The sequence below is a fragment of the Jannaschia sp. S6380 genome (assembly GCF_023015695.1).
Taxonomy (GTDB): Bacteria; Pseudomonadota; Alphaproteobacteria; order Rhodobacterales; family Rhodobacteraceae; genus Jannaschia.
In genome coordinates this window covers 910,020-936,601 of sequence record NZ_JALKAS010000001.1, presented here as the reverse complement: position 1 = coordinate 936,601, position 26,582 = coordinate 910,020, and the positions used below count along the sequence as shown (strand labels likewise).

Genomic DNA, 26,582 nt, shown 5'->3' with positions numbered 1-26,582 from the left:
CGTGATCAGATCAGCTTGCCCATGACGACGGCCGTGTCGGCCATCCGGTTCGAGAAGCCCCATTCGTTGTCGTACCACGACAGGATGCGGCACATCCGGCCGTCCATGACCTTGGTCTGATCGGTGGCGAAGATGCTGCTGTGCGGGTCGTGGTTGAAGTCGGAACTGACGAGCTTCTTGTCGGTGAACCCCAGCACCCCCTTCAGCTTGCCGTTGGCCGCGGTGCGGATCGCGTCGTTGATCTCCTCGGGGGTGGTGTCGCGCGCGGCGGTGAAGGTCAGGTCGACGACCGAGACGTTGGGCGTCGGCACCCGGATCGCCACGCCATCCAGCTTGCCGTTCAGGCCCGGCAGGACCAGCCCCACGGCCTTGGCCGCCCCGGTCGAGGTCGGGATCATGCTGAGCGCCGCGGCGCGCGCCCGGTATAGATCCTTGTGCATCGTATCCAGCGTCGGCTGGTCGCCGGTATAGGAATGGATCGTGGTCATGAACCCGCGTTCGATCCCGATGGCGTCGTCCAGCACATGCGCTACCGGAGCCAGACAGTTCGTCGTGCAGGAGGCATTCGATACGATGACGTCGTCGGCCGTCAGGCTGTCGTGGTTCACGCCATAGACGATGGTCTTGTCGGCATCGCTGCCCGGTGCTGAGATCAGGACCCGGGAGGAGCCGTTCTCCAGATGCGCCTGGCACTTTTCCTTGGAGGTGAAGATGCCGGTGCATTCCATCACGATATCCACGTCCGACCAAGGCAGGTCGGCAGGGTTGCGCATGGCCGTCACGCGCATCCGTCCGCGGCCTACGTCGATCCAGTCGTCGCCTGTCGTGACCTCCACCGGGAAACGGCCATGGACGCTGTCGTATTGCAGAAGATGTGCGTTGGTCTCGACCGGACCCAGGTCGTTGATGGCCACGACCTCGATATCGTCGCGACCCGATTCCACGATACCCCGCAGGACATTCCGTCCGATGCGGCCGAAACCGTTGATTGCAACCTTGACCATGGAAATCCTCCGGGGACGTGACGTGACATTTCGCGGCAACGGGTCGTTATCGCTAACGGTTCCGGCGCTAGCACGCGCGGACGTCGCGGCGCAACCGGCGGGCCGGCACGGTGTCTCAGCGCCAGAAGGCCAGATACTCCGTCAACGTGATCAGTTGCCGCCCCAGGAACGTCAGCAGCGCCGCGTCGTAAAGCAGCACGTCGCCCGCGACGAGGGCGATCAGGCACAGCGCCGGCAGGAAAGTCGCGAGGTTCGGCATCGCGCCGCAGCTAGCGGGTGGACGGGGCCGGATGCAACCGCCCCCGCCCGTCAGATCAGCCGCCCCATATGCGCCGCCACATCCGCCATGCGGCAGGAGAACGCCCATTCGTTGTCATACCACGCCAGAACCCGCACGGTCCGGCCGACGACCTTGGTCTGGTCGGGGGCGAAAACGCAGGAATGGGTGGTGTGGTTGAAATCGACCGACACCTTGGGTTCGGGGTCATAGGCCAGAACGGCCCCCATATGCCCGGCCGCCGCCTCGGCCACCACGGCGTTGACGTCGGCCGCGCAGATGTCGCGCGATGCCTGGAACGTCAGGTCAACCGCCGACACGTTCGGCGTCGGCACGCGCAGCGCCGTTCCCGCAAGCTTGCCGGCCAGTTCGGGCACGACGGCGCCGATGGCCTCGGCCGCGCCGGTCGATGTGGGGATCATCGCCATCGCGGCCGCCCGCGCGCGATACAGGTCGTCATGCCGTCGATCCAGCGTCGGCTGGTCGCCGGTGTAGGAATGGATCGTCGTCATCACACCGCTCTCGATCCCGATCGCATCGTTCAGCACCTTCGCCAATGGCGCGAGGCAGTTCGTCGTGCAGGACGCGTTCGACGCAACCAGGTGGTCGCCACGCAGTCCGCGGTGGTTCACGCCATAGACGACGGTGTAGTCCGCGCGTTTCGCAGGTGCCGAGACCAGCACGCGTTTGGCCCCCCGCGTCAGGTGGACGGCGGCCGCATCGCGGTCGTTGAACCGGCCCGTGCATTCCAACACGACATCGACCCCGGACCAGTCCAGCGTCTTCGGATCATAGCTCGACGCGACCTCGATCGGGCCGTGTCCCAGGTCCAGCGTGTCGCGTTCGACACGGACCTGCCCCGGAAAGCGGCCATGCACGCTGTCGTAGCGCAGCAGGTGGGCATTCGTTTCGATGGGCCCGGTCGCGTTGATGCGGACCACGCTGACATCGTTGCGTCCGGCACTGGCGATATGGGCCAGCGTGCAGCGTCCGATCCGGCCGAAGCCGTTGATCCCGATGGTGGTCGTCATGGTCCCCCCCATTTTCTCCTGCCGTAGGGGGCGGGAACGGCATGGGCAACGGGCAAAAGGCCCGTAAGCTCCGTGCGTTAGCGATAAACCCGACCGGTTGCGCTAACGGATGCCGGTCGCCGGGCCGCGCGGATGCGTTGACCCCGCCTGCCGCGGGCTAGATCGTGGTCCTGCACTGAAACTGGGATTCGGACGGCATGAGCGGACTTCTGGCACTTCTCGACGACGTGGCGGCCATCGCCAAGGTCGCTTCGGCCTCGATCGACGACATCGCGGGGCAGGCGGCCAAGGCGGGCGCCAAGGCGGCGGGGGCGGTGATCGACGACGCGGCCGTCACGCCCAAATACGTCCACGGTTTCCAGGCCGCACGGGAATTGCCCATCGTCTGGAAGATCGCGCGGGCCAGCATCTTCAACAAGCTGGTGATCCTGTTGCCGATCGCGATGCTGCTATCGGTGTTCGCGCCCTGGCTGATCCCTTACTTCCTTCTGCTGGGCGGGCTGTATCTCTGCTTCGAGGGGGCGGAGAAGGTTTATCACTGGCTCGTCCCGCATGACGACCTCAGCCATATCGACCCGGCCACGACCACGCTTGATGCCACCCATCTGGAAGAGCAGCGCGTCAAGGGCGCGATCAAGACCGACTTCATCCTCTCGGCCGAGATCATGACCATCATCCTCGCCGCCATCGATCCCGGCTCTCCGATCTGGTTCGAGGCGGCGGTGCTCGGCCTCGCGGCGACGGTCATTACCGTGATCGTCTACGGCTCGGTCGCCCTGATCGTGAAGGCGGACGACGTGGGCCTCGCCCTGGCCGAGAACGCCCGGCTGGAAGCGACCCGTTCCATCGGCCGCGCCGTCGTGCGGGGCATGCCGACCTTCCTCAAGGTGCTGACGATCATCGGCACGGCGGCCATGATCTGGGTCGGCGGCAATATCGTCGTCCACGCCGTGGGCGAGATCGTCTGGCACGGCCCCTACGATTTCATCCACGGTGTGGCCGTCGCCACGGCGGACGCCGTGCAGGTCGCGCATGGCTTCGTGGAATGGCTGGTCACGGCGGTGCTGGACGGGATCGTTGGCCTGGCGATCGGGCTGCTCCTGATCCCGCTGGTCGGGCTGCTGCCCGGCAAGAAGGACGCGGCCGCGCATTAGCGGTCGCATGCCGCCTGCTTCAGGCGAACACGCGCGTCCGTGCCGCGCGGGTCGATGTCAAAATGATCCGAATGGTGGCGGAAGAAGCTATGCCAGTTCCTCGCCTCCGTGCTCGAGATCTTGAAGTCATGGCGCTGGTTCATCGTGGCCGACACGTCCGTGACCTTGGCCCCCTCCTTCGGTCCGGAAAGGTCGGTCACTACCCTTCGCACTCTATCTATCAATGCGTCCCTGCCGTGCTTCACACGAGGCGGCAGGGTCTCGAACTCCGAACACGCAATCTGGAAACCCTCGGGGGCCTTCGCTTCGCCCAATCCGATCACGTGGAGGCCATAATCCCGGAGCCTTTGCGCCAGATGCTCAAAATCGCTGTCCGAACTGACGATCATGATCGACGGATACTTGCCCGACAGCGCCATCTCCATCGCGTCGAGGCAAAGCATCATATCGGCCGAGTTCTTGCCCGTTTTGGAGTGGACCGTTCGAAATCCGGGCTCGACGGACCAGCCCTTTAGCAGTTCCATGTTGCCATAGACCCGCTGTGTGTCGGGGCGGCCATGTCGTTTCGCGATAGCGCGCACGACGGGCGCGTGACCGTTCCCCAGGTTCTCGCCTTCCACGAGGACGGCCATTCGGGGCAGGGCGATGGGTCCGAGGGTCGCGTTCATGTAATGAGGATAGAAATCGATCTGGGCGACAATCGGACCGTGGACGCGAAAGGCGCGCCGCATTTCACGACCCGCCTGCAAAAACGGTCTTGCCCGAACAGGCGCTACAGCAGGTCCCGCGCCGCCTTCGCCACCGCATCGGGTGTGATCCCGAAATGCTCGTACAGTTCCTCATAGGGGGCCGAGGCGCCGAAGCCCTCCATCCCGACGAAGGCACCCTTGTCGCGCTTGCCCCGCTCGCCCGTCAACCAGCGATCCCAGCCCATGCGCGCGCCCGCCTCGACGGCGACGCGGACGGGACCGGCGGGCAGGACCTTCTTGCGGTACTTCTCGTCCTGACGCTCGAACAGCTCCCAACAGGGCATGGACACGACGCGCGTGCCGATCCCGTCGGCCTGCAACAGGTCGCGGGCCTTCATCGCGATCTCCACCTCCGACCCGGTGGCGATCAGGATGACCATGCGCTTGGTCTCGGCCTCCGCCAGGACGTAGGCGCCTTGCGCCACCATGTTCTTGTTGGTGTAATCCTTGCGCAGCGTCGAAAGGTTCTGCCGCGTCAGCGACAGGATCGATGGCGTCCGGGTCGAGGTCAGCGCCAATTCCCACGCCTCGGCTGTCTCGACGGTGTCGCAGGGGCGGAAGACATGGGTGTTCGGGGTGGCCCGGCACATCGCCAGATGTTCGACCGGCTGGTGCGTGGGCCCGTCCTCGCCCAGACCGATGCTGTCATGCGTCATCACATAGGTGACCGGCAAACCCATCAACGCCGAGAGCCGCATCGCCGGCCGCGCGTAATCGGTGAAGCAGAAGAACGTCCCGCCATAGGGTCGGATGCCCCCGTGCAGCGCCATGCCGTTCAGGCAGGCGGCCATTCCGTGCTCGCGGATGCCGTAATAGATGTAGCGTCCCGCGCGGTTCTCCGCGTCGAAGATGCCCAACCCCTCGGTCAGCGTGTTGTTCGAGCCTGTCAGGTCCGCCGATCCGCCCACCGTCTCGGCCATGATGGGATTCACGACCTCCAGCACCTTCTCGGACGACTTGCGCGTCGCGACCGAGGGCTGGCTTTCGGCCATCTGGCGCTTCAATGCCTTGATCGTCGCGGACAGCTTGCGCGGCGGCTCGCCCTTCAAGGCACGCTCGAACTCACCGCGCTTTCCCGCGCCGAGTTCCGCCATCCGCACCTCCCATTCGGCGCGGTCCTTGGCGCCGCGGGCACCGATCGACTCCCAATCGGTCTTGAGGTCGGACGGGATCTCGAACGGCGCCTGGTCCCAGCCGTAGGCGCGCTTGGTCGCCGCGACCACGTCCGGATCGGTCAACGCGCCGTGCCCCTTGGCCGTGTCCTGTGCCGAGGAGCCGAGCGCGATATGCGTGCGGCATGCCACCATGGTCGGCTTCTTGCCCTTCTTGGCCTGGGTCAGCGCGGCGTCGATCGCCACGGGGTCGTGTCCGTCGATCTCGATCACGTCCCAGCCGGCCGATTTGAAGCGCTGCCGCTGGTCGGTGATGTCCGACAACGAAACCTTGCCGTCGATGGTGATGCCGTTGTCGTCGAACAGCACGATCAGCTTGGACAGTTCCAGCTTGCCGGCAAGGGTGATCGCTTCCTGGCTGACCCCCTCCATTAGACAGCCGTCACCGGCGATGACCCAGGTGTGATGGTCGACGATCTTGCGGCCGTAACGGGCGCGCAGGATCTCCTCGGCGATGGCGAAGCCGACCGAGGAGGCGATGCCCTGGCCCAGCGGCCCGGTCGTCATCTCGATCCCCGGCGCGTGGCCGTATTCCGGGTGACCGGCCGTGATCCCGCCCAGCTGACGGAAATCGCGCAGCTGTTGCAGCGTCATCTCGGGGTATCCGGTCAGGTGCAGCAGCGAATAGAGCAACATGGAGCCGTGCCCCGTCGACAGGATGAACCGGTCGCGGTCGGGCCAGTCGGGTCGGCTCGCGTCGAACTTCAGGTGCTTTTCCCACAGCACGGTCGCCACGTCGGCCATGCCGAGCGGCATCCCGGTATGGCCCGACTTCGCGGCGGCCACGGCGTCGAGGGTCAGCGTGCGGATGGCGGCGGCGCGGCGCCAATGCTCGGGGTGGGTGGCGCGGAGGGCATCGAGATCGACGCCGGCATCGGTCCGGTCGGGGGTCTGGTCGCTCATGTCATGTCACTCCGTCGCTGTCGCGTCCGTCCTAGCAGGCTCCGGCCAACGTGCAAGACGATGCGGCGGGGGCTTTGACACCGGCGGTCAATTGCGGTCCCTTGTGCACGAAACGGCAAGGAACGGAGCGGATATGGCGGATCAAGCGGAACTCGACGCCCGGATCGCGCGGCTCGAGGCGGCGCTGGGCGCGGCGTCGGAGGCGCTGGACGCGGTGCAGGCCGCCCCGGATGCCGGCGCCGACCTGAAGGCCGCCGAGGCGGAACTGCAGGAGGCGCGCCAGACCATCGCCACGCTGGAGCAGCAGGCCCGCGACCGCGAGGAGGCCCTCGACGATGCCGTCGCGCGCGCCGAGAGCGACCGGGCGGCGGAGGCCGACGCCCCCGACGTCGCCGCGCTGCAGGCCGAGATCGCCGAGCTGCGTGCCGCCCGCACACAGGACCTGGCCGAGATGAAATCCCTGCTGGCCGAACTGGAACCCATCCTGGAGACGACCGATGCCTGACATGACCATCGAGATCGGGGGCCGATCCTTCACCGTTGCCTGCCAGGACGGCGAGGAAGGATACCTGAGCGCCGCGGCCGAACTGCTGAACCGGGAGGCGAAAGTCCTGACCGCCTCGGGCACGCGGCTGACGCAGGACCGGATGCTGCTGATGGCCGGGCTGATGTTGGCCGACAAGTCGATCTCGGCCGAGGAGGAACTGCGCGCCCTGGACCGTCGGCTGGCCCAGCAGACACAGCTGCTCGACGAGATGCAGGCCCATCCAAAACCGGATCCCGAGATCCGCGAGGCGGTGCCGCAGGCCGCGCTCGACCGGATCGACGCGCTGGCGGCCCGCGCCGAGGAGGTCGCGGCCAAGGCGCGGGGCCTGGCCGAAACCGGCTAGCCCAGCCCTATCTCGGCCATCAGCCGGCGCGCTTCCTGGTGAATGTCGGCCAACGCGGCGCGATCCTCGCCGGGATGGAAGCGCGCGCGCAAGGCGGTCGGCATCGGCCGCGGCGTCAGCAGGTCCACCTTTGGCGCGCGCTCTGTCGTCGACTCGGCCTGCCACGACCGGATCATCGCGCGCTGGGCTGCCTTCGTCGCCAGGTAGGCCCCGGCGAACTTGGCCGGCCGGTCGTCGTCGAAGAACACGGCCCGCCCGCCGCCCGCGGCCTGCAGAAGCGGTCCGACATATCCGATCAGACGGGCGAGCGCGGTGACGTTCAGGTCCACCGACTTCGCCATGTCTTTCTCGTCGACCATGGGCATCGGCGACAGCGGCGGTGCATGCACGGCCGTATGCACCCAGAGCGGCAGCGCGCCCCAACGGTCGTGGATCCCCCGGCACAGATGCTGCATCGCGCCCGCATCGGTCACGTCCATCGGGGCGAGCGTCGCCTGTCCGCCGGCGGTCTGGATCCTGTCGTCCAGTTCCTCCAACGCGCCCTGGGTTCGGGCGACGGCGACGACGTGGCAGCCTTTTGCGGCCAGATGTTCGGCGATGGCGGCGCCCAGTCCGCGTGCGGCGCCGGTGACCAGGGCGAGTTCGGGAAATTGCGTCATGGCGCCCCGTTGGCACGGTGCCGCGGCGGGATCAAGATTGACAGCCCCGGGACGTCGGCGGAAAAGGTGGCCCAGACGCAGGCATTCCGAAGGAACACGAAATGACGCTCACCACGATGGCATTCGGCCGCATGACGTTGCCCAAGCAGGTGGCGCTGGTGCTGGCCGGCACCGCGATCCTCGCACTCGCCAGCCAGATCACCGTGCCGTTCTACCCGGTGCCGATGACGCTGCAGACCTTCGCCGTCCTGTCGATCGGCCTGGCCTACGGCGCGCGCCTGGGTGCGCTGACCGTTCTGACTTGGCTGGGACAGGCCATGCTGGGCGCGCCCGTCCTCGCCAATTTCGCCAATGGCGCGGCCTTCGCCGGGCCGACCGCGGGGTTCCTGCTGGGGTTCGTCGCCATGGCGTTCCTCGCCGGCCTCGCCACCGATCGCGGGGTGACGGGCCCGCTGCGTCTGTCGCTTGTGACGCTGGCGCTGTCGGCCGCACTCTATCTGCCGGGTCTGGCCTGGCCGCTCGGCCTTGCGCAAGCCGCGGGGATCGAGGCCGGGTGGGCCGGTCTGTCCTTCGGCGCGGTCCTGTCGGCCTTCATGCTGCCGTTCCTGCTCGGCGATGCGGTCAAGGCCGTCCTCGCCGCGCTGGTCGTGCGGGGCGGGGCCCGTCTGCTGGCTTCGCGCGGCTAAAGGGTCGGCGCCATGGCGTGCAAGTCAGGCCGTCCCTTCGGGGGCGGCCTTCTTCCTTCCGGCGAGGAGCTTGGCAACGGCACGCTTGCACATCCCGCCTTCGAGCCAGCTGCACCCTTCGCAGATCCGGTCGAGGTCGCCGGGAACGATGCGGGCCCGCACGCGGTCCAGGCACGCGCCCCAGGTCAGCCGATCCCCGGGCCGAACGTCCAGTGCGGCCCCATGCGCGGCGTCCAGCCGGTCGATCAGGTCCTGCCCCTCGCATCCCAGGCCGCGGCGCTTGGGGCAGGGCGCGCAGATCGAGTCGGCGGTGTCGGTGATGCGGATCGAGACCGCCTCGCCATCCGCGGCGCGCAACTGACCGTGGACGATGTGGCCCATGTTCGCCGTGAAGGCGTCGCTGTATCCCACCCCTTCGAATCCGATGGAGCACAGGATGTGGTGGCGGCGGAGGCGTAGGGTCATCGCCGTCCCGACCTGCCCCAACCCGCCCTGATCGGCAAGACGTGATGCGGGCAGGGCTGTCCGGTCGGCGTCGTCCACGACCCTATTCCGCCGGGATCTGCACGTCGTCCCTGGGGCCCCGACCCGTCAGGCGACGGCGCAGTCGCGGCAGCAGCCCGTGCTCGGCGATCCATTCGGAATAGGCACGATAATTCGGATCGGCCATCAGGTGCAGCTCCTCCGTCCGGGCCCGGGCGTAGTAGACCGCGTTCACCGCCGCCAGCAGGATGCAGTTGCGCAGCGCGATCATCGGATCGTCGGCCGTGGTCAGGAACGGCATGACCATCAGCCACCAGAACGAGTTCTTGGCGAGGTAGGCGGGGTGCTTGAAGTAGCGGTAGGGCCCAGTCGTGACGATGCCGCGATGGGTCAGGTTCGAGAAGCGGATGCCGAAGATCACCGTGGCCCAGGAATAGAGGAACGTGAGCGCCGCCAGCGCCAGCCCCCAGACGACCAGGAGGGTGGGCATGCCCTCCAGCCAGGCGCTCCAGTTGAGCGTGTGTTCGTGGTAGTTCAGCGGGCCGTCCTTTCCCATCAGGACGAACGGAGGGTAGCAGATCAGCGCGACCACCCAGGCCGAAAGATGCGGATTGGCCGAACGGATGTGGCTGTCGAGCGGGCGGAACGTCATCAGGTAGCCCAGGCCCCCGACCGCCACGTCGAAGAGCAGGATGAACTTGAGGACGAAGAGGAAAAACGGCCCGAGCCCTTCGGTTACGGATTCGATGTCCTGGATCAGGACGATCCCGAAGACCGGCACCACGATGCTGCCCAGAAAGGCGAGGAAGAACCCCTTGATCGCCCAGCCAAGCGCGTGGTCCTTGACTTGCGCCGGATCGACCTCCGCCCGTCCGCCCGTGAGGAGGCGCCCGAAATGCCAGAGCTTGTCGCGCGGCTCGACCATGTAGCGGGTGACGAGGAAGATGTAGAGCGGTGCCAGGGCCAGGAACATCGGCATCACGAAGCGGGACAGCAGGAAGTACAGATCGAACTTCTCGTCGGAATAGACCGGCACGATCATGTAGATCAGGGCGATCAGACCCAGCGTCGCATACAGGCCGAGTACCTTGACCCCCACGATCGGAAGGATCTCGCGCGTGTCGCGGGGCGCGGAATAGTCCATGCCCGTCGACGGGCGCAGATGGACCTTTTCGACCAGCACGTCCCAAAGGATCATCACCAGCGCACCGCCGAAGGTGATCACAAGTGCGGCCATGGCGATGGGCATGTCCGTCCGCATCGCCCATGCGATCAACGATGCGATCGCGATCGAACCGGCGATGCCGGTGCCGTTACCAACTGCGGATCGTGGAGGTTGGGTCATGCGTCGCGCCTCATGTCTAGGGCGGTCGGCCGTGTTTCCCAAGCTCCGCCTATCCTGCCATTCGGGCGAGATTGCGCAGGGCTTCCTGTCCAAATCATGGCCCGCAAAGGGAAAGACCGGGCCGAGGTGGCGCTATTCGGCGGCCTTCAATTGAAATCCGCGCTCCAGCTGGTCGGCCGGTTCCACGGGATAATCGCCCGAGAAGCAGGCATCGCAATATTGCGGCGCGTCCGGGTCACGGCCACCCGTTTCGCCCACCGCACGATAGAGCCCGTCGAGCGAGATGAACCGCAGCGAGTCGACACCCAGATGGCGGCGCATCTCCTCCTCGGTCATCGTGGCGGCCAGAAGCTTCTCGCGCTGCGGCGTGTCGACCCCGTAGAAGCAGGGCCAGGCCGTGGGCGGCGAGGCGATGCGGAAATGCACCTCGGCCGCGCCGGCATCGAGGATCATCTCCTTGATCTTGCGACTGGTCGTGCCACGCACCACGCTATCGTCGACCAGGATAATCCGCTTGCCGCGCACCAGCGCGCGGTTCACGTTCAGCTTCAGCCGCACGCCCATATTGCGGATCGACTCGCTGGGTTCGATGAAGGTCCGGCCCATGTACTGGTTGCGGATGATCCCCATCGCATAGGGAATGCCCGATCCGAGGCTATAGCCGATGGCCGCCGGCGTGCCGGAGTCGGGCACGGGGCAGACCAGGTCGGCCTCGACGGCCGTTTCCTTGGCCAGCTCGCGCCCGATCGCCTCGCGCGTGGAATAGACGGACTGACCGCCCAGGATGCTGTCGGGGCGGCTGAAATAGACATGCTCGAAGATGCAGAACCTGGACTTGCGCGGCTCGAACGGTCGGTGGGAGGTGATCTTGTCATCGGTGATGACGACCATCTCGCCCGGCTCCACCTCGCGCAGGAACTCGGCCCCTATGATGTCGAGCGCGCAGGTCTCGGAGGCCAGGCACCAGCCGTCGCCCACGCGTCCCAGCACCAGCGGTCTCACGCCAAGCGGATCGCGCACGCCGATCAGCTTGGTCCGCGTCATGGCGACGATGCTGAATGCACCCTCGACCCGACGCAGGGCGTCCTTCATCCGTTCGGGAATGTTGCGCTGCAGCGACCGCGCCATCAGGTGGATGATGCACTCGGAATCGCTGGACGACTGGAAGATCGAGCCGCGTTCGATCAACTCCTTCCGCAGCGCGTCGGCATTGGTGATGTTGCCGTTATGCGCGATCGCCGCGCCGCCCATGGCGAACTCGCCGAAGAAGGGCTGCACGTCGCGAATGGCCGTGTTCCCCTTGGAACCGGAAGTGGAATACCGCACATGCCCGATGCCGATGGGGCCGGGTAGGGTGTCCATCACGTCCTGGCTGGTGAAGCTGTCGCGCACGTAGCCGAAGCGCCGGGCCGAATTGAAACCGTGGTCGGGGTCGTGGACGACGATGCCGCCCGCCTCCTGGCCGCGATGTTGGAGGGCGTGCAGGCCCAGCGCGGTGAAATTCGCGGCCGACGAGACGCCGATGACACCGAAGACCCCGCATTCCTCCTTCAGCTTGTCGCCGTCGGAGAGGGGATCGAACGGGGTGCTGCGCCAATCGGTCATCGGGGCGACTCCTGCGGGGATCGGGCGTTCGGCGCAGACATAGGGTGCCGCGCGGGGCCTGTCACCCATCTGTCACGCAAGGTGATGACCGCCGGCGCGGCGTCACTCGGTGATCTGGGGGAGCGACGGGCCGTCCGCCTCGACCGGCGCGCCGCAATCGCCCACCAGCGTCTCGTACCGGGTCAGGATCCAGCCGGGCGCGTCTTCGGGGATCTGCGCCTCGATATTGGCACGAACGCGGGCGAAAATCACGGCCGACCGGCTCTCGTCGACGGCGGGCACATCGTTGCCGACGCTGACCCGGTCGTAGACGATGAAGGCCACCGCGACCAGCAGTATGCCCCGCAACACGCCGAACAGGAAGCCCAGCCCCTGATCGATCGGGCCGAGGACCGAGTCCCGGATCGCGCCCGACAGAAGCGGCGTGAAGAAGCTGATGAGGACGAGGGCCAGTGCGAAGACCACGGCAAAGGCCGCGATCACAGCCAGTTCGCAGCTGTCGCCCAGGATGTTGCCGACATACGGGATTTCCTTGACCAGCGGTTCGACCGCGCCAGCGAAGGTGAAGGCCAGGATCGCCGCCGCGATCCAGCCGACGATGGCCATCAGTTCCCGGACGAGACCGCGCGAATAGGCAAGGATGGCGGAAATCAGGATAACGGCCGCGACCGCGCCGTCGACGATGGTAAATCCGTCCATGCTCTTCCCTCGCCAGCGGGGGTGTCAGCCTGCCCCGAAGACCTCGCCCACGAGGGTGGTGAGATCCGGCAGCAGACGCAGGCCCATCTCGCCCGCATCCCCCGTCTTGCACCCCTTGGGGGCCATGGCGGCGGTAAAACCAAGTTTGGCGGCCTCTTTCAACCGATTTTCGGCCTGCGCCACCGGGCGGAGCGCCCCCGACAGCGACAGCTCGCCGAAAACGACCGTCTCAGGCGGGATCGCCGCGTCCTCGCGCGCCGACAGGAGCGCGCAGGCAACCGCCAGATCGGCGGCAGGTTCCGAGATGCGGATGCCGCCGGCCACGTTCAGATAGACGTCGAGCCCCTGAAAGCTGATCCCCGTCCGCGCCTCCAGCACGGCCAGGATCATCGACAGGCGGCTGCCGTCCCATCCGACCACCGCGCGCCGGGGCTGGCTGAGTTGGGACGGGGCGACGAGGGCCTGGATCTCGACCAGCACCGGACGCGTGCCCTCGATCCCCGCGAAGACGACGGATCCGGGGGCGGGCGCGTCCCGGTCGCCGAGGAACAGGGCCGACGGGTTCGCGACCTCCGCCAGCCCCATCCCCGTCATCTCGAACACGCCGATCTCGTCGGCGGGGCCGAACCGGTTCTTGACCGCGCGCAGGATGCGGAACTGATGCCCGCGCTCGCCCTCGAAATAGAGGACCGTGTCGACCATGTGCTCCACCACGCGGGGGCCCGCGATCTGCCCCTCCTTCGTGACGTGTCCGACCAGGATCACGCTGGTCCCGAACCGTTTGGCGAAGCTCGTCAACTCATGCGCCGAGGCGCGAACCTGGCTGACCGATCCCGGGGCGCTGTCGACCGTATCGACCCACATCGTCTGGATCGAGTCGATGATGCAGAGGTCGGGCTTCTCGGCTTCGAGCGTGGTCAGGACGTCGCGCAGGTTCGTCTCGGCGGCCAGCCGGACGGCACTGTCGCCCAAGCCCAGCCGCTGCGCGCGCATCCGCACCTGCGCCGTCGCCTCCTCGCCTGAGACATAGACCACCGAATGGCCCGACTTCGCGAAAGCCGCGGCCGCCTGCAGCAGCAGGGTGGACTTGCCGATGCCCGGATCGCCGCCCACCAGGGTGGCCGAGGCCGGCACCAGGCCACCCCCGAGCACGCGATCCAACTCGGCCAGGCCCGAGAGCGTGCGCGGCGGGGGCGTTTCCTCGGTCGCGAGATCGGTCAGCGCCATGCGCTTGCCCTTCATCGTGCCGAGCGATTTCCTGGACGGCCCCTGCGACAGCGGGACTTCTTCCTGAATGGTGTTCCACGCGCCGCAACCGTCGCAGCGGCCGGTCCATTTCTTGTGGACGGCGCCGCAATCGGTGCAGGCGAACTGGGTAACGGGTTTAGCCATGTTCGCGGTTTGGTCCATGGGCGTGGCGAAGGCAAGTCCCGGCCGCGTGGTCCGTGCCAGGAAGCGGGCCGGAGGATCACACCATGACCTACGACCGCCAACTCGTCAGCAACGGAAATCCGATGGAGGCCGTCGTCGGTTTCAGCCGGGCTGTCCGCGTGGGTCGACATGTGGCCGTCGGCGGCACGGCCCCCGTCGACGCTCAGGGCCGCACGGTCGGGCCAGGCGATCTGCATGCGCAGGCGCGGCGCTGCTTCGAGATTGCGCAGGAGGTGTTGGCGACCGCGGGGGCAGGTCTGGAGGACGTGGTCCGGACCCGCCTGATCCTGACGGATATCGAACGATGGAAGGAGGCGATCGAGGCGCGCAAGGCCTTCTGCCTGGATGCGCGCCCGGTGGACACGATCATGGCCGTGACACGGTTCGTGAACCCGGAATGGCTGATCGAGATCGAGGTGGACGCCATCATCGCCGACCGCGACAGATGACGCTCACCCCGTTCGGGACGTCTATTCTGCCGGGGTCGCCACCGCCTCGCCAGCGCGACCTTTGCGACGCGGCCGCTCGATGCCGACCACGTTTTGGGCGCGGTCGTGGCCCGTCAGCTTCAGGGCATCCGTCACCTCGGCCAAGTCCTTCTGCAGGCGTTCGAGCTGTTTTTCGGCCAGCCCCTCCTCGACCGAGACGGCCTGCATCCAGCGCTTGATCTCCTGGACGGTGGCCTGCGCCATGCTGATCCGCTGGCGGTAATCCTCGACCTCCTGCTGCCGCTGGCGCAGGAAAGACCGGGCGCGGTCGACCTTCTCGTCGGAATAGATCTCCGCGAGGTCGCGGCTCTCGACCGACATCTGGGCCGCCACCTGCAGCACGTCGTGTTCCATATCGGCCAGTTCCGGGTGATTGCGCATCCATTCGATCCGGTCGCGCATCGCGTCGAATTCGCGGCTCAGCTGGAAGGTACTCTGGCGGTCGGCCGCATGGACGGCAGCGTAGGCGCGTGTGACGTCGTCCATGGACAGGTGAAAATCGCGATTGGTCAGCTCCAGCCGCCGCATGCGCGAATTCGCCGGCAGGAAGCCCACCAGGATAAGAAGGATCAGCGTCAGGCCGATCTGCGTGAACATGCCCGCCTGCGCCACCTCGGCCCCGCCGAGCGCGACCGGAATGTCGGGCCACGGCATCATGCCCGCCGCCGCCGCCGCCGTCAGCGCCGTCAGCGCGAGCGCCGCGAGGATGAGAAGGAAACTGCAGACCTGCTGCAGCAAGCTCGTCGCGATGGCGACGTTTCGAGAGGTATCATTCATGGCCGAACCCTCGTGTGGCGGTGGCGGTCGGGTCTTGGGTTCCTGACAGCCATGTTCCAGACATAGCAGAAATCCGCCTATGAAACGCGGCCAATTCCGAACAAGTTCCGGTGAACCCTGTGTTTCCAGCCAGATGTGCCTGGCAGAATACCGCCAACCCCCTATCCCTAGGCGTCCAGCCCACGGTATCGGCGGCCGTATCGGCGGCCCAGGGCGGTCAGGATCTCGTATCCGATGGTTCCCGCGGCCTCTGCCAGGGAATCGATCCCGCGATGCGCATCCAGGACGGTGACCCGCTCGGGGTCGCGGTCCAGATGGCTGATGTCGACCCCGATCAGGTCCATCGAGACGCGGCCGACGACAGGGCAGGACACCGGCCCCGCCATCACGTCGAGGTTCGACGACAGCGTCCGGGGCAGGCCGTCGGCATAGCCGGCCGCGATCGTGGCGACCCGTGACGGGGCGGGGGCCTTCCAGGTGCCGCCATAGCCCACCGTCTCGCCCGGTTCGATGTCGAAGCAGGTGACCACGGGCACCTCCAGCGTGACGACGGGTTCGGCGGCGGCGAAGGGCAACCCGCCGTAGAGACCCACGCCGGGGCGGATCATGTCGAAGTGATAGTCGGGCCCCAGCAGGACACCGCCGGTCGCCGCCAGGCTGCGCGGAACCTCGATTCCGTCCGTCATCTCGTGAAACCGGGCAAGCTGGTCCGCGTTGCGGGGGCTTTCGGGGTCGTCGCCGTCCGACAGGTGCGACATCACCAGCACCGGATGCGCCTTGAGCGTCAGTTCCGCCGTCGCCGCCCATTCCGCCATCTTGAGGCCGAGGCGGTTCATCCCGGTGTCGAGCTGGATGCCGAAGGGATGGCGCGGCAGCGCCTCGAGATGGCGGGCCAGTTGATCGAGGGAGCAGATCATCGGAACCACGTCCGCACGCTGAAGCGTGGCCGTGTCGCCTGGCATGTGACCGTAGAACGCATAAATCCGCGGCTCGGGGCCGAGGGTGCGGCGCAGCTCCAGCCCCTCGTCCGCGGTCGCCACGAAATAAGCGCGGCACCCTTCGCGGAACAGGCGCGGCGCGACCTGCGTCACACCCAGGCCATAGGCGTTGGCCTTGACGGTCGCGGCTGTCTCGCAATCTGCGCCGGTCATGGCGTCGAGCGCGCGCCAGTTGGCGGCGATGGCCTCCAGATCGATATGCAGCGTACCCGTTCCCATCGGCTGGGTGATGGGACGCGGCGAATGCGCCGTCAAGCGGCTCCGTCGTGGTTCGCGCGCATCTTGCGGCGAACCTTGCGCATCCGGTCGAAGAACGCGGCGAGGACCTGCTTCTGCAGGATCAGCGACGGGCCGAAGGACAGGCCCAAGTTGTTCAGGTTCTCGATCGCCAGCGACCGTGCGACGCGGGCGAAGCCGCCCTCCGACGCTTCCTCGAACGTGCCGTTCACGGTCAGCGTGTCGAAGCCGAAGCTGTTGGAGAACAGGAAATCGAGGGATTCGGAATGCATGGCCAGATCGGCGGTCCCGTCGGTCCGCTCCAGCGTCCCGGCCACCGGATCGACGCACCACGTGTCGCCCGTGTCGTCGCAGGCGATCGTTACCGGTTGGAGCACACGTATGGGCGAGAGCCGCTGCGCGATCCGCATGGCGTTGACGTTGTTGTTGGCATGGACCCGCTGCCGCCAGCCGGCGAAGGACGCGCGCAAGCGGTCCTCGTCCACGCTGTCATAGGTCGTCGGCGGGCGCTCGTCGGACTGCGCCAGCCACCAGTCGCGCGCGGCGGCGCTTGCCTCCGGATCGGCGGTGCCGTCCGTCACGTCGCCCGGGCGCATGATGCGCAGGTCGAAATCGGCATCGGCGAAGGCGGTCTCGACGTCGGCTACGGTGTTGGCGGCGTCGTTCAGGTACAGGTTCCGCTCATGCGCGAACCGTACGAAGCTCGCGAAGGGGATGACCGTCGAAGGCGCCAGCACTTCGGCCTGGATGCGAACGTTGTTCAGCTTCTCGTGCGCGGCGTCGACCCGCCAGGCCCGGTTGTCGCGCCCGCCCTTCCAGGCGGCATAGCTGAATTGGGTCAGCAGGATGTCACACGGTCCGACCGCGTCGCGGATCTCCTGCGCGCGATCGCGGTCGCCCACGGCGCAGTCGTTCAGGTTCAGGATGTGGCGACCGCCGGCGCGCACCGACAGCGCGCTGTCGTAGAACTCATCCTTGAGGCAGGTGACCGTCATGTCACCCAGATCGTGCGGGCGGCCCATCGGAAGCTCGGTCAGCGCGAAGCCCTGCCCCCGCAGGAAGCCCGCCACGCGTTGGTCGTCGATCTTCTGAAAAAGAAGCGCGATTCCCCGGGACCGGATCGTGTCGCCCCAGCGTTTGAAGAACCCGACCGAGAAATGGTCCGGGTGTTCGTGGCTGATCCAGATATGCGTCGTCCGCGTCAGCAGATCGGCCACCGCTTCCTCCGGCGTCTCGTGCAGCAGGCGCCAGCCCTTGTGAAAAGCCGGACCGGAATACCACGGGTCCGAGAGGAGGCCGACGGACCCGTGCCGGATCAGGACGGAGGCGTGGTTGACGAATTCGATGGTGGGGAAATTCTCTGGCATGCCGAGGCGCTACGCCCCGCGCCGCCGGTCCGTCAAGTCGCGGACGGGTTGCTGTCGGCGGTCGCCCGCGCGATCGCCCGGACCTCCACCAGCGCGCCTTCTCGGCGCAGGCCCGCGACCTCGACGGCGGTCCAGGCCGGGTAGGGGGCGGCGAAGCGCGCGCGGCACACCGCCTCGAACAGGTCGAAATGGGTGCGGAGGTCGAGGTGATAGCTCGTCATTTCGACCACGGCGTCGAGGGTCAGGCCAGCCGCGCCGAGTGTTTCGGCGATCTTGTCGAAGGCCGCGTGGAACTGGATCTCCGGATCGGGCGCCATCCGACCATCCGGGCCGCTGCCCGTCATGCCGGTCAGGAACAGGTGGTCGCCCGAGCGTATCGCCGGCGAAAGGGGCAAGGTCACGGCACCCATCGACGGCGGGACGATGGCGACTCGCATCGGCTCAGCGCCCTTCCTGCCACGGTCTCGCGAGGTCGCCGAACCGGGTGAACCGCCCCTCGAACGCCAGGTCCACCGTGCCGATGGGGCCGTGGCGCTGCTTGCCGATGATGACTTCGGCCTTGCCGTGGACGGCCTCCATCGCGGCCTGCCACTCGGCCATCTTATCGAGCTGATGATCGCCCGGCTTCTCGCGTTCCTTGTAGTATTCTTCGCGGTACACGAACATCACGACGTCCGCGTCCTGCTCGATGGAGCCGGACTCGCGCAAATCCGAAAGCTGCGGTCGCTTGTCCTCCCGGTTCTCGACCTGGCGCGAAAGCTGCGACAGGGCGATGACGGGAATGTCCAGCTCCTTGGCGATGGCCTTCAATCCTTGCGTGATCGCCGAGACTTCGTTCACGCGGCTGTCGCCCTTGCCCGGCGCGGTCACAAGTTGCAGGTAGTCGATGATCAAGAGGTCCAGCCCGTGTGTCCGCTTCTGCCGCCGCGCGCGGGCGGCGAGCTGCGCGATCGGCAAGGCGGGCGTGTCGTCGATATAGAGCGGGCAGGATTCGAGTGCCTTCGCCGCCTCGACGAAGCGGCGGAACTCGGCCTCCGTCATGTCGCCGCGCCGGATCTGTTCGGACGGCACCTCGGCGGCCTCCGACAGGACACGGGCCGCCAGTTGTTCCGCCGACATCTCCAGCGAGTAGAACCCGACGACCCCACCCTCGACCGCGCCGTCGCGGCCGTCATACGTCTTGCCGGCGCGGTATGCCTTGGCGACGTTGAACGCGATGTTCGTCGCCAGCGACGTCTTGCCCATCGACGGACGCCCCGCGAGGATCAGAAGGTCCGAGCGGTGCAGGCCGCCCAGCTTCTTGTCCATGTCGATCAGTCCGGTGGAGATGCCGGCGAGCCCGCCGTCCCGCTGATAGGCGGCATTGGCCACGTCGACGGCCTGCTTGATCGCCGACAGGAACGATTGGAAGCCGCTTTCGGCGCGGCCCTGTTCGGCCAAGGCGTAGAGCTTCGACTCGGCGTCCGTGATCTGGTCGGACGGTTCGCGCTCGACAGTGACGTCGGTGGCCTGGGCGCTGATGTCGCGGCCCAACGCGATCAGTTCACGCCTGATCGCCAGGTCATAGATCATCTGCGCATAGTCGCGCACCGCATAGGCCGCGATGGCCGAGGCCGCCAGCGTCACCAGATAGGACGGCCCGCCCAGCGCGCGCAGCCCCTCGTCCTCCTCCAGGAACGGCTTCAGCGTGACGGGCGAGGCCAGGGCGTTCTTCTGGATGCGGGCGGCGCAGATATCGAAGATGCGGGCGTGGACCGGATCGTAGAAATGTTCCGACCGGACGATGGACGCGGCCCGGTCATACAGGTCGTTGTCCGACAGAAGGGCGCCTAGAAGCTGCTGTTCCGCCTCGATATTATGGGGCAGGTTGCTGTCCGTCGAGGCGGGAACGCCTTGGTCCAGTCGTGTGATCGTCGTCATCTGCCTGCCCCATTCTGCCCGGGGTCGGTCTAGGGCAACATCCCGTCCGGGGCAACGCACGGGGGCTGTGGAAAGCGGGGACATCGTCCGGGTGGCGCCCTGTCAACAGCCGTCGTAGTTCTTGTTGCCCCCCGACGTGATCGTGTAGGTGCCGCCGCGCGGTCCGACATGGCAGCGGGATGAGGGCGTGCTGTGTGGACGGGCAATGATGCGCGCGGGGCGCGTCGCGGTTCGCGCCACGGTGCGAACGCGCGTTCCCCATTCGCAGGCGAAGCCATCGCCGTCGGCGTCCAGCCGGTGCGGGTCGCGCATCGGCCCGCCGGCCCGCAGAAAGGCTACTTGCGCCGCTCCCGCCGAAAGGAAGTCGCCGCAATTGAACCTGTCCTGCGCCGTCCCCGAAACCGTGCCACGTGCATAGCTCGAACGGCCGACGCCGCCGGCCGTCCGCTGACCGAGATACGACGCGCCCGATATCGTCTGACCCCGCGCGCCCAGCTCCGCCTCAACCGCGAGATGGTCCAGGCCCGACGTCGTCCCGTGCATCGCCCACAGCGAACGCGTGTCCAGCGCCGTCAGATCCGGGGCGTCCGGGCCGGGGGGCGGCGTGGCGCAAGCGGCCAGGATCAGCGGAAGGGCAAGGACGGAACGGCGGAACGACATATGACAGCTTCGGCCATAGACACCTGATTTGCAATCATTGACCCGGTCACCGCGCACGGCGCGTGGCGGATCGATCCGTCAAGATCGTCTTGCCCTTGCCCTGATCAGCGCCGCCGCGCCTCGACCACCGAGCGGCGCAGGTCGTCGGCCCAATCGCAAGCGAGACCGTCGCCGTCGTCATCGAGCTTGTGTCGGTCGTTGCGCGGCCCGCCCGAACCCAGGAACTCGGCTTGCGCAGCGGCATCGGTCAGGAAATCGTCGCAATTCACGCCGTCCAGCGACGGATCGTCCTGCGCCGGCCGGCGATACCGCGCCCGGCCCGCGCCCGCCAGCGTCCGACGCCCCAGATAGGACGACCCGGAGGCGAACTGACCCCGGCTGCCCAGCTCGGCCTCGACCTGCGCCAGTTCGATCGGGTCGCGGGTGCTGGACTGGATCCGCCACAGGGCCGACGCGTCGAGGGCGTTGATGCGCCGCGCCTCGATCCGGGCTTCGGGCGGTGGAACCCCGCGGGGCCCGCACGCGGCAAGGCCCGACACGAGCATACAGATCAACAGGACGCGCATTGTTGGACACCCGATGGTCACCCGACGCGACGCCGCGCCGCACCTCCACGGAATCGGGTTTCCGACCTCGCGTCAAGCGCGCGGTGTCCGATGGGCGGAGTTGGGCGATCAGGCCCCGCCGCGTGCCGCCTGCCACCCGCGCGGATCGTTCAGGAACGCCTCGACTCCGGCCAGCGTCTCGGCATCGAAATGACCCTGCCGCTTCGCCTCGGCCAGCACGTCCCACCAAGTCGCGAGCGCATGCAGCGTCACGCCGTGATCGCCCAGCGTTTCGGTGATTTCGGGGAAGATGCCGTAGCTGAAGATGACGGCGGTATGCGCGCAGACAGCACCCGTCTCGCGGATCGCGTCCACGAAGGACAGCTTGCTGCCGCCATCCGTCGTCATGTCCTCCACCAGCAGGATGCGCTGCCCTTCTATCATCAGACCCTCGATCCGGGCGTTGCGGCCGTAGCCCTTGGGCTTCTTGCGCACATAGGTCATCGGCAGGGCCAGCCGCTCGGCCATGAACGCGGCGAAGGGAATGCCCGCCGTCTCGCCGCCGGCGACATTGTCGAACGCCTCGAACCCGGCGTCGCGCATTACGGTGACGGCCAGAAAATCCATCAGCGTCGCGCGCAGGCGCGGGTAGGAGATGAGCTTGCGGCAGTCGATATAGGTCGGACTTGGCAGGCCGGAGGCGAGGGTGAAGGGCTCGCGCGCGTTGAAATGCACGGCCTCGACCTCCAACAGGGCGCGGGCGGTCAGGCGGGCGATCTCCTCCTTCGGGGGGAAACTGGTCGGGATCATGCGGGCTCCGTGACGTGCCAGTGGACGGGATGGCCGGGATCGAACAGGGTGACGGACTGGCCATGCCCCTCGATCCGCTCGGGAAAGTCCAGGGGTTCGCCCTTGGTCAGGGTGATCGTGTCGTCATTCGCCGGCAGGCCGTAATGCGCGGGCCCATTCAGCGACGCGAACGCCTCCATCCGGTCGAGCGCGCCTTCGGCCTCGAACACATGAGCCAGTAGGGGCAAGGCATGTGGCGCGGTGAAGCACCCGGCGGCGCAGCAGCTCGCCTCCTTCGCGTGGGTCGGATGCGGCGCGCTGTCGGTGCCGAGGAAGAACTGCGCCTCGCCCGACGTCGCCGCCCGCCGCAGGACTGCCTGATGCGTGTCGCGCTTCAGGATCGGCAGGCAATAGAAATGGGGCCGCATCCCGCCCGCCAGCATGTCGTTCCGGTTCGCCATCAGGTGCTGCACCGTGATCGTCGCGCCCACGCCGGGATGTGCGCGGACCCAGTCGACTGCGTCCGACGTCGTGACATGCTCCAGCGTCAGCTTCAGGCCGGGATGCGCGGCCCGCAGCGGCGTCAGGACCCGGTCGAGGAACGCGGCCTCCCGGTCGAAGATGTCCACCTCCGCCGCCGTCACCTCGCCGTGCAGGCAGAGCGGCACGCCCGCCGCCTCCATCGCGGCCAGCACGGGGCGGACCCGACCCATGTCGCGCACGCCCGAGGCGGAGTTGGTCGTGGCCCCAGCGGGGTAGAGCTTCACCGCGTGGATCACCCCGTCGGCATGCGCGCGCACCACGTCGTCGGGGTCGGTCCCCTCGGTCAGATACAGCGTCATCAGCGGTTTCGCGAACCCCGCGGCGATCACCCGGTCGCGGTACGCCCGCGCATCGTCGCCGGTCACCACGGGTGGCACCAGGTTCGGCATGACGATCGCGCGACCGAAATGGCGACTCGCGGGCGCGACCAGTCGCAGCATTTCGCCGTCGCGCAGGTGCAGATGCCAATCGTCGGGCCGGCGGATCGTCAGGCTGTCCATGACGCCCGGTTACCCAGCTTGTGCCGCCTTGACCAGAGGCGTAGGTCGGTCGTCGGTCGCAGGGCCTTGAATGAACCGGGACGCCCCCGGCGCGTTCCCCCCCGACCACAGGAGATTGCGGATGCTCGAACTGTTACGGCTTCAGATGCGGACGACCCAGATGCTGATCGAGGCACAGACGGTGATCGGCCTGCGGGTGATGGGGATGGCCGGCGGGTCCGCCGCCCCGGGCGAGAACCTGCGCATGATCACCGAAAAGCAGACGGCCTTCGCCCAGTCGGGCCTGGCTGCGATGGGCGCGGTGCTTTCGGGCAAGACGCCTGCACAGACCTACGGCCTGGCCCTGACGCCGATCGGACGCACCACGCGCGCCAACTCCCGGCGCCTCGCGCACCGGCGCTGAGGCGGGCGCCCCCCCGGTCGCCGGGCAGATTCCCGTGCACGCAGTTGACAGGATGCCCCACCGGACAGCAGCCTGAGGTTTACCTAGGGTCAAAGCAATGGGGGAAGATTGCCATGTGCGATGTTTGCGTAATGAATTCGGTCAAGGAACGGATGCTGACGCGGCGGGACATGTTCCGCGGTGGGCTGGCCGTCGGGGCGGGCCTGACCGCCGCAGGTCTGGGCACGGCCGCGCGGGCCGACGCGCACGGGTCCGTCTTCGACATGACCCATGCCTACGGGCCGGATTTTCCGACCTATTTCGGCGAACCCGGCATCGCGATGGAGCAGACGTTCAACTTCGCTGACAACGGGTTCAACCTGTTCCAGCTCTCGCTCAACGAACACACCGGCACGCATATCGACGCGCCGCTGCATTTCTCCGCCGACGGCCGCTCGGTGGACGAGTTGGAGGTGGGCGACCTGGTCGTGCCCCTCTGTGTGGTCGACATACGCGAGAAGGCCGCCGCCGATGCCGATGCGCAGGTCACGCCCGATGACCTTGAGGCGTGGATCGCGGAACATGGCGACATCCCCGACCGGGCCTGCGTCGCGATGCTGTCGGGCTGGGCCGACAAGGTCGCGACCGACGCGTTCCGAAATGCCGACGACGAAGGCACGATGCACTTTCCCGGCTTTCACCCCGAGGCGACCGCCCTGCTGCTCGAGCGCAGCTCGGCTGCGGCGATGGCCGTGGACACGCTGTCGCTGGATCACGGGCCGTCGTCCGATTTCGCCACGCATTACGCCTGGCTGCCGACGGGGCGATACGGCATCGAATGCCTGGCCGGGCTGGAGCAGGTTCCGGCGGCCGGGGCGACCCTGGTGGTCGGCGCGCCGAAGCATCGCGGCGGCACGGGCGGCCCCGCACGCATCTTCGCCATGATCTGAGCCACGCTCGGCGGCCCGGTTTGCCCGGGCCGGCCCCGACCGCGACACTCCTGACAGAACGCTGTCAGGAGGGGGATGCCATACTGCCGTCACGGGCCCGATCGACGGGGCCGTTGAGAGCGAGGATACCGACATGACACAAGCGAACACGGTCGTCTGGACCGAAATTCCGGCAACCGATCTAAATGCCGCGCGCGCCTTCTATTCCGCCGTTCTCGGCCGCGAGTTGAAGATGGACGAAAGCGGGCCGAACCCGATGGTGCCGCTGGGCGACGGGATGAACGACGCCGGAGCGGCCGGCCATATCTATCCCGGCAAACCCGCGCCGGAGGGTACGGGGAACACGATCCATCTCACCGCGCCCGGCACCCTGGAGGAGGTCATGGACCGTGTGCGCGACGCCGGAGGGCGCGTGACGAGCGACCCGATCCCGATCCCGGCGGGGCGCTTCTTCTATGCGCTGGATCTCGACGGGAACTCCATCGGCCTGTTCGAGGGCTGAGCGTATGCGCCGGGCCGACCGCCTCTTCCGGCTCGTTCAGATCCTGCGGGACGGACGGCTGCGCACGGCGGCGCGCCTGGCCGAGGAGATGGAGGTCTCCGAGCGCACGATCTATCGCGACATCGCCGACCTGATGGCCTCGGGCGTCCCGATCGAAGGGGCGGCCGGGGTCGGATACGTCATGCGGTCCGGCTACGACCTGCCGCCGCTGATGTTCACCGAAGCGGAGATCACGGCCCTTGCCCTCGGCGCGCGAATGGCGGTGGCATGGGGCGGGCCGGCAATGGCCGCCGGCGCCCGCGATGCCCTGGCCAAGATCGAGGCGGTCGTGCCCCGGCGCGAGGAGCTGCGCGCCGCGTTGGACCGCCTGGGCGCGCCGTCGATGGGGCAATCCGCCGAGTTGCGCGAACGCCTGGACCGTGTTGACGCGCTGATCCGCGACCGCCGGGTGCTGCTGCTGGATTATGCCGATGAGGTCGGCCGGCAGACCGAACGGCGCGTGCAGCCATTGGCGCTGTGGTTCTGGGGTCGGGCCTGGACGCTGGTCGCCTGGTGCGAGCTGCGGGGCGATTTCCGTATGTTCCGCATCGACCGCATTCGCGACCTGACACCCAAGGAGCAGTTCACGCCCGCCCCCGCGTGCGGACTGCCCGTCCTGCTGGCCCGACTGGCCGAGGAGGAAGGATGCGCGCTGGCACCCGATATATTCAATCGCTGACCACGGCTCCGCACGGCGTCTGGCAACGCCACGGATGAAAAGGTGCCTTTGTGACGACGGCCGTCGTCCCGCCATGATCCGGTCGAAATGGGCCGTTAACCTCCGTTAACGGGTCGCGATCATGACGTTGCGATCGGAATACAGGGAGTTGCGTAATGAAGTTCATGTTGATCGCCATGTTGGCGACCACGCTGCCGCAGGTTTCGGTGGCCGTGCCGATGGCTGGCGTTTCCAGTGCCGGGGACGTCGCGCATGGCGGCGGGTGCCGCAAATCCTCGCCACCGGGCCAGTGCTGCCACGCCGGCTCCCAGCCGCTGCATTGTCACTGACGGCTCACACCGCTTTCGAGAAAAGGCGCTCGAAATTCGCCTCCGTCGCGGCGGCGAACTCGGCATAGTCGATGCCGAACACGTCGGCTCCGGCGCGGGCGGTGTGACTGACGAAGGCGGGCTCGTTGCGTTTGCCCCGATGGGGCGGGGGCGCAAGATAGGGGCTGTCCGTTTCCACCAAGATGCGGTCGAGGGGGGCGGCCGCGAAGATCTCGCGCAGATCGCCCGACCGGGGAAAGGCGGCGATGCCCGACATCGACAGGTAGAACCCCAGGTCCAATGCGGCGGCGGCCAGATCCGGGCCGCTGCTGAAACAGTGCATCACGCAGGAATAGTCACCGGCGCGATACTCCTCCGTCAGGATCCGGGCCATGTCATCATCGGCGTCGCGCGCATGGATGATGAGCGGCAGGCCGGTTCGCCGCGCGGCCTCGATATGGATGCGCAGGCTCTCCTGCTGGATGGCCTTGCTCTCGGACGTGTAGTGATAGTCGAGGCCCGTCTCCCCGATCCCCACCATCTTGGGATGCGCGGCCAGCTCGACCAGATCCTCCACCGTGGCCAGCGGCTCTTCGGCGGCGCTCATGGGATGGGTGCCGGCGGCCCAGAAGACCGGGGCGTGGGCGTCGGCCAGGGCGCGGACAGCCGGGGCGGTGCGCAGCTTGGTGCAGATCGTGACCATGCGGCGGACGCCCGCGGTCCCCGCCCGTTCCAGAAGGTCGGAAATCTCGCCCTCGAACTGCGGAAAGTCCAGATGGCAGTGGCTGTCGGTGATCCTGGGTTCCATGC

The 26,582-nt window shown here is 67.4% G+C and carries 31 protein-coding genes; 10 read left to right on the top strand and 21 right to left on the bottom strand.

Annotation, left to right across the window (positions count from 1 at the left end):
* Positions 1–5 precede the first annotated feature (5 nt).
* From gap (MWU52_RS04845) to gap (MWU52_RS04835), 3 genes are all read right to left on the bottom strand, one after another.
* Entirely contained in the window at positions 6–1,004 is a 999-nt protein-coding gene (gene gap, locus MWU52_RS04845; RefSeq protein ID WP_246949980.1) for a type I glyceraldehyde-3-phosphate dehydrogenase, read from the bottom strand.
* Positions 1,005–1,119: 115 nt separating this feature from the next.
* The gene (locus tag MWU52_RS04840) at positions 1,120–1,263 is read right to left on the bottom strand and encodes a hypothetical protein (RefSeq protein WP_246949979.1); all 144 of its coding nucleotides are present in this window, start codon (positions 1,261–1,263) and stop codon (positions 1,120–1,122) included.
* A 50-nt stretch (positions 1,264–1,313) separates the two neighbouring features.
* A complete protein-coding gene (gene gap / locus MWU52_RS04835; protein ID WP_246949977.1) occupies positions 1,314–2,312 on the bottom strand; it encodes a type I glyceraldehyde-3-phosphate dehydrogenase in 999 nt (332 codons plus the stop codon).
* 197 nt (positions 2,313–2,509) lie between these two features.
* Between gap (MWU52_RS04835) and MWU52_RS04830 the strand changes: the two genes are divergently transcribed.
* Positions 2,510–3,466 (top strand): DUF808 domain-containing protein, encoded by a 957-nt coding sequence (locus MWU52_RS04830; protein WP_246949975.1) that lies wholly within the window; start codon positions 2,510–2,512, stop codon positions 3,464–3,466.
* Here the strand turns inward: MWU52_RS04830 and MWU52_RS04825 are convergent.
* Together MWU52_RS04825 and tkt are read right to left on the bottom strand one after the other, a co-directional pair.
* Entirely contained in the window at positions 3,463–4,098 is a 636-nt protein-coding gene (locus MWU52_RS04825) for an NYN domain-containing protein (RefSeq protein WP_246949974.1), read from the bottom strand. The two genes, MWU52_RS04830 and MWU52_RS04825, sit on opposite strands and share 4 nt — an antisense overlap.
* Before the next feature lie 140 nt (positions 4,099–4,238).
* Entirely contained in the window at positions 4,239–6,290 is a 2,052-nt protein-coding gene (tkt, locus tag MWU52_RS04820) for a transketolase (protein WP_246949973.1), read from the bottom strand.
* Between the two features lie 133 nt (positions 6,291–6,423).
* Between tkt and MWU52_RS04815 the strand changes: the two genes are divergently transcribed.
* Positions 6,424–6,795 (top strand): hypothetical protein, encoded by a 372-nt coding sequence (locus MWU52_RS04815; protein ID WP_246949972.1) that lies wholly within the window; start codon positions 6,424–6,426, stop codon positions 6,793–6,795.
* Positions 6,788–7,180 carry a cell division protein ZapA gene (locus tag MWU52_RS04810; protein ID WP_246949971.1) on the top strand — a complete coding sequence of 131 codons (393 nt, stop codon included), beginning with the start codon at positions 6,788–6,790 and terminating at the stop codon, positions 7,178–7,180. Before MWU52_RS04815 ends, MWU52_RS04810 begins: the two co-directional genes overlap by 8 nt.
* Here the strand turns inward: MWU52_RS04810 and MWU52_RS04805 are convergent.
* Positions 7,177–7,839 (bottom strand): SDR family oxidoreductase, encoded by a 663-nt coding sequence (locus MWU52_RS04805; RefSeq protein WP_246949970.1) that lies wholly within the window; start codon positions 7,837–7,839, stop codon positions 7,177–7,179. The genes MWU52_RS04810 and MWU52_RS04805 overlap by 4 nt on opposite strands.
* A gap of 101 nt (positions 7,840–7,940) precedes the next feature.
* On the opposite strand from MWU52_RS04805, the gene MWU52_RS04800 reads away from it, so the two are divergent.
* Positions 7,941–8,525 (top strand): biotin transporter BioY, encoded by a 585-nt coding sequence (locus tag MWU52_RS04800; protein WP_246949969.1) that lies wholly within the window; start codon positions 7,941–7,943, stop codon positions 8,523–8,525.
* A gap of 24 nt (positions 8,526–8,549) precedes the next feature.
* Here the strand turns inward: MWU52_RS04800 and MWU52_RS04795 are convergent, their stop codons facing one another.
* From MWU52_RS04795 to radA, 5 genes are all read right to left on the bottom strand, one after another.
* Positions 8,550–9,068, bottom strand: a complete 519-nt coding sequence (locus tag MWU52_RS04795) for a DUF1284 domain-containing protein (protein WP_246949967.1) — start codon at positions 9,066–9,068, stop codon at positions 8,550–8,552.
* Positions 9,069–9,072: 4 nt separating this feature from the next.
* Complete coding sequence (locus MWU52_RS04790; RefSeq protein WP_246949965.1) at positions 9,073–10,257, bottom strand: protein-S-isoprenylcysteine O-methyltransferase; 1,185 nt, start codon at positions 10,255–10,257, stop codon at positions 9,073–9,075.
* A 228-nt stretch (positions 10,258–10,485) separates the two neighbouring features.
* Positions 10,486–11,958, bottom strand: a complete 1,473-nt coding sequence (purF, locus tag MWU52_RS04785; RefSeq protein WP_246949963.1) for an amidophosphoribosyltransferase — start codon at positions 11,956–11,958, stop codon at positions 10,486–10,488.
* A gap of 102 nt (positions 11,959–12,060) precedes the next feature.
* A complete protein-coding gene (locus MWU52_RS04780; protein WP_246949961.1) occupies positions 12,061–12,657 on the bottom strand; it encodes a CvpA family protein in 597 nt (198 codons plus the stop codon).
* 24 nt (positions 12,658–12,681) lie between these two features.
* Positions 12,682–14,049: a DNA repair protein RadA gene (radA, locus tag MWU52_RS04775; RefSeq protein WP_246949960.1), complete on the bottom strand. Its 1,368-nt coding sequence runs from the start codon at positions 14,047–14,049 to the stop codon at positions 12,682–12,684.
* A gap of 83 nt (positions 14,050–14,132) precedes the next feature.
* Here radA and MWU52_RS04770 point away from each other — a divergent pair, with 83 nt between their 5' ends.
* The gene (locus MWU52_RS04770; protein ID WP_246949959.1) at positions 14,133–14,537 is read left to right on the top strand and encodes a Rid family hydrolase; all 405 of its coding nucleotides are present in this window, start codon (positions 14,133–14,135) and stop codon (positions 14,535–14,537) included.
* A 21-nt stretch (positions 14,538–14,558) separates the two neighbouring features.
* On the opposite strand, the gene MWU52_RS04765 is transcribed toward MWU52_RS04770, so the two are convergent.
* The 9 genes from MWU52_RS04765 to pyrC form a co-directional block, all read right to left on the bottom strand.
* Positions 14,559–15,353 (bottom strand): DNA repair protein, encoded by a 795-nt coding sequence (locus MWU52_RS04765; RefSeq protein ID WP_246949958.1) that lies wholly within the window; start codon positions 15,351–15,353, stop codon positions 14,559–14,561.
* A gap of 167 nt (positions 15,354–15,520) precedes the next feature.
* Complete coding sequence (gene alr, locus MWU52_RS04760; RefSeq protein WP_246949957.1) at positions 15,521–16,570, bottom strand: alanine racemase; 1,050 nt, start codon at positions 16,568–16,570, stop codon at positions 15,521–15,523.
* Between the two features lie 32 nt (positions 16,571–16,602).
* Positions 16,603–17,955, bottom strand: a complete 1,353-nt coding sequence (locus tag MWU52_RS04755) for a hypothetical protein (protein ID WP_246949956.1) — start codon at positions 17,953–17,955, stop codon at positions 16,603–16,605.
* A gap of 32 nt (positions 17,956–17,987) precedes the next feature.
* Positions 17,988–18,392, bottom strand: coding sequence for a RidA family protein (locus MWU52_RS04750; RefSeq protein WP_246949955.1), 405 nt, complete (start codon positions 18,390–18,392; stop codon positions 17,988–17,990).
* 4 nt (positions 18,393–18,396) lie between these two features.
* Positions 18,397–19,875 carry a replicative DNA helicase gene (locus MWU52_RS04745; RefSeq protein WP_246949953.1) on the bottom strand — a complete coding sequence of 493 codons (1,479 nt, stop codon included), beginning with the start codon at positions 19,873–19,875 and terminating at the stop codon, positions 18,397–18,399.
* A gap of 102 nt (positions 19,876–19,977) precedes the next feature.
* A complete protein-coding gene (locus MWU52_RS04740) occupies positions 19,978–20,535 on the bottom strand; it encodes an excalibur calcium-binding domain-containing protein (RefSeq protein ID WP_246949952.1) in 558 nt (185 codons plus the stop codon).
* Between the two features lie 104 nt (positions 20,536–20,639).
* Positions 20,640–21,101 carry a hypothetical protein gene (locus MWU52_RS04735; protein WP_246949951.1) on the bottom strand — a complete coding sequence of 154 codons (462 nt, stop codon included), beginning with the start codon at positions 21,099–21,101 and terminating at the stop codon, positions 20,640–20,642.
* A gap of 108 nt (positions 21,102–21,209) precedes the next feature.
* The gene (locus MWU52_RS04730; RefSeq protein ID WP_246949950.1) at positions 21,210–21,890 is read right to left on the bottom strand and encodes an orotate phosphoribosyltransferase; all 681 of its coding nucleotides are present in this window, start codon (positions 21,888–21,890) and stop codon (positions 21,210–21,212) included.
* On the bottom strand, positions 21,887–22,912 hold the full coding sequence (gene pyrC / locus MWU52_RS04725; protein WP_246949948.1) for a dihydroorotase: 1,026 nt from the start codon (positions 22,910–22,912) through the stop codon (positions 21,887–21,889). The genes MWU52_RS04730 and pyrC overlap by 4 nt, the downstream gene beginning before the upstream one ends.
* A 121-nt stretch (positions 22,913–23,033) precedes the next feature.
* Between pyrC and MWU52_RS04720 the strand changes: the two genes are divergently transcribed.
* From MWU52_RS04720 to MWU52_RS04700, 5 genes are all read left to right on the top strand, one after another.
* Positions 23,034–23,315, top strand: a complete 282-nt coding sequence (locus tag MWU52_RS04720) for an antifreeze protein (RefSeq protein ID WP_246949946.1) — start codon at positions 23,034–23,036, stop codon at positions 23,313–23,315.
* Between the two features lie 113 nt (positions 23,316–23,428).
* A complete protein-coding gene (locus tag MWU52_RS04715) occupies positions 23,429–24,244 on the top strand; it encodes a cyclase family protein (protein ID WP_246949944.1) in 816 nt (271 codons plus the stop codon).
* A 133-nt stretch (positions 24,245–24,377) separates the two neighbouring features.
* A complete protein-coding gene (locus MWU52_RS04710; RefSeq protein ID WP_246949942.1) occupies positions 24,378–24,746 on the top strand; it encodes a VOC family protein in 369 nt (122 codons plus the stop codon).
* Between the two features lie 4 nt (positions 24,747–24,750).
* Positions 24,751–25,464, top strand: coding sequence for a YafY family protein (locus MWU52_RS04705; protein WP_246949941.1), 714 nt, complete (start codon positions 24,751–24,753; stop codon positions 25,462–25,464).
* A gap of 155 nt (positions 25,465–25,619) precedes the next feature.
* A complete protein-coding gene (locus MWU52_RS04700; RefSeq protein WP_246949940.1) occupies positions 25,620–25,793 on the top strand; it encodes a hypothetical protein in 174 nt (57 codons plus the stop codon).
* 4 nt (positions 25,794–25,797) lie between these two features.
* Here MWU52_RS04700 and MWU52_RS04695 read toward each other — a convergent pair whose 3' ends face one another.
* Complete coding sequence (locus MWU52_RS04695; RefSeq protein WP_246949939.1) at positions 25,798–26,580, bottom strand: TatD family hydrolase; 783 nt, start codon at positions 26,578–26,580, stop codon at positions 25,798–25,800.
* Positions 26,581–26,582: the final 2 nt, after the last annotated feature.

Bases quoted from the DNA above. Each gene is read 5' to 3' on its own strand.
- MWU52_RS04710 (WP_246949942.1), top strand. From the start codon at position 24,378: ATGACACAAGCGAACACGGTCGTCTGGACCGAAATTCCGGCAACCGAT.
- MWU52_RS04780 (WP_246949961.1), bottom strand. From the start codon at position 12,657: ATGGACGGATTTACCATCGTCGACGGCGCGGTCGCGGCCGTTATCCTG.
- MWU52_RS04695 (WP_246949939.1), bottom strand. From the start codon at position 26,580: ATGGAACCCAGGATCACCGACAGCCACTGCCATCTGGACTTTCCGCAG.
- MWU52_RS04715 (WP_246949944.1), top strand. From the start codon at position 23,429: ATGTGCGATGTTTGCGTAATGAATTCGGTCAAGGAACGGATGCTGACG.
- MWU52_RS04755 (WP_246949956.1), bottom strand. From the start codon at position 17,955: ATGCCAGAGAATTTCCCCACCATCGAATTCGTCAACCACGCCTCCGTC.
- MWU52_RS04700 (WP_246949940.1), top strand. From the start codon at position 25,620: ATGAAGTTCATGTTGATCGCCATGTTGGCGACCACGCTGCCGCAGGTT.
- MWU52_RS04805 (WP_246949970.1), bottom strand. From the start codon at position 7,839: ATGACGCAATTTCCCGAACTCGCCCTGGTCACCGGCGCCGCACGCGGA.
- alr (WP_246949957.1), bottom strand. From the start codon at position 16,570: ATGGGAACGGGTACGCTGCATATCGATCTGGAGGCCATCGCCGCCAAC.
- gap (WP_246949977.1), bottom strand. From the start codon at position 2,312: ATGACGACCACCATCGGGATCAACGGCTTCGGCCGGATCGGACGCTGC.
- MWU52_RS04825 (WP_246949974.1), bottom strand. From the start codon at position 4,098: ATGGCCGTCCTCGTGGAAGGCGAGAACCTGGGGAACGGTCACGCGCCC.
- MWU52_RS04705 (WP_246949941.1), top strand. From the start codon at position 24,751: ATGCGCCGGGCCGACCGCCTCTTCCGGCTCGTTCAGATCCTGCGGGAC.
- MWU52_RS04740 (WP_246949952.1), bottom strand. From the start codon at position 20,535: ATGTCGTTCCGCCGTTCCGTCCTTGCCCTTCCGCTGATCCTGGCCGCT.
- gap (WP_246949980.1), bottom strand. From the start codon at position 1,004: ATGGTCAAGGTTGCAATCAACGGTTTCGGCCGCATCGGACGGAATGTC.
- MWU52_RS04745 (WP_246949953.1), bottom strand. From the start codon at position 19,875: ATGACGACGATCACACGACTGGACCAAGGCGTTCCCGCCTCGACGGAC.
- MWU52_RS04735 (WP_246949951.1), bottom strand. From the start codon at position 21,101: ATGCGCGTCCTGTTGATCTGTATGCTCGTGTCGGGCCTTGCCGCGTGC.
- MWU52_RS04840 (WP_246949979.1), bottom strand. From the start codon at position 1,263: ATGCCGAACCTCGCGACTTTCCTGCCGGCGCTGTGCCTGATCGCCCTC.
- MWU52_RS04770 (WP_246949959.1), top strand. From the start codon at position 14,133: ATGACCTACGACCGCCAACTCGTCAGCAACGGAAATCCGATGGAGGCC.
- MWU52_RS04810 (WP_246949971.1), top strand. From the start codon at position 6,788: ATGCCTGACATGACCATCGAGATCGGGGGCCGATCCTTCACCGTTGCC.
- MWU52_RS04730 (WP_246949950.1), bottom strand. From the start codon at position 21,890: ATGATCCCGACCAGTTTCCCCCCGAAGGAGGAGATCGCCCGCCTGACC.
- MWU52_RS04790 (WP_246949965.1), bottom strand. From the start codon at position 10,257: ATGCCCATCGCCATGGCCGCACTTGTGATCACCTTCGGCGGTGCGCTG.
- MWU52_RS04750 (WP_246949955.1), bottom strand. From the start codon at position 18,392: ATGCGAGTCGCCATCGTCCCGCCGTCGATGGGTGCCGTGACCTTGCCC.
- pyrC (WP_246949948.1), bottom strand. From the start codon at position 22,912: ATGGACAGCCTGACGATCCGCCGGCCCGACGATTGGCATCTGCACCTG.
- purF (WP_246949963.1), bottom strand. From the start codon at position 11,958: ATGACCGATTGGCGCAGCACCCCGTTCGATCCCCTCTCCGACGGCGAC.
- MWU52_RS04720 (WP_246949946.1), top strand. From the start codon at position 23,034: ATGCTCGAACTGTTACGGCTTCAGATGCGGACGACCCAGATGCTGATC.
- MWU52_RS04815 (WP_246949972.1), top strand. From the start codon at position 6,424: ATGGCGGATCAAGCGGAACTCGACGCCCGGATCGCGCGGCTCGAGGCG.
- MWU52_RS04830 (WP_246949975.1), top strand. From the start codon at position 2,510: ATGAGCGGACTTCTGGCACTTCTCGACGACGTGGCGGCCATCGCCAAG.
- radA (WP_246949960.1), bottom strand. From the start codon at position 14,049: ATGGCTAAACCCGTTACCCAGTTCGCCTGCACCGATTGCGGCGCCGTC.
- MWU52_RS04765 (WP_246949958.1), bottom strand. From the start codon at position 15,353: ATGAATGATACCTCTCGAAACGTCGCCATCGCGACGAGCTTGCTGCAG.
- MWU52_RS04800 (WP_246949969.1), top strand. From the start codon at position 7,941: ATGACGCTCACCACGATGGCATTCGGCCGCATGACGTTGCCCAAGCAG.
- tkt (WP_246949973.1), bottom strand. From the start codon at position 6,290: ATGAGCGACCAGACCCCCGACCGGACCGATGCCGGCGTCGATCTCGAT.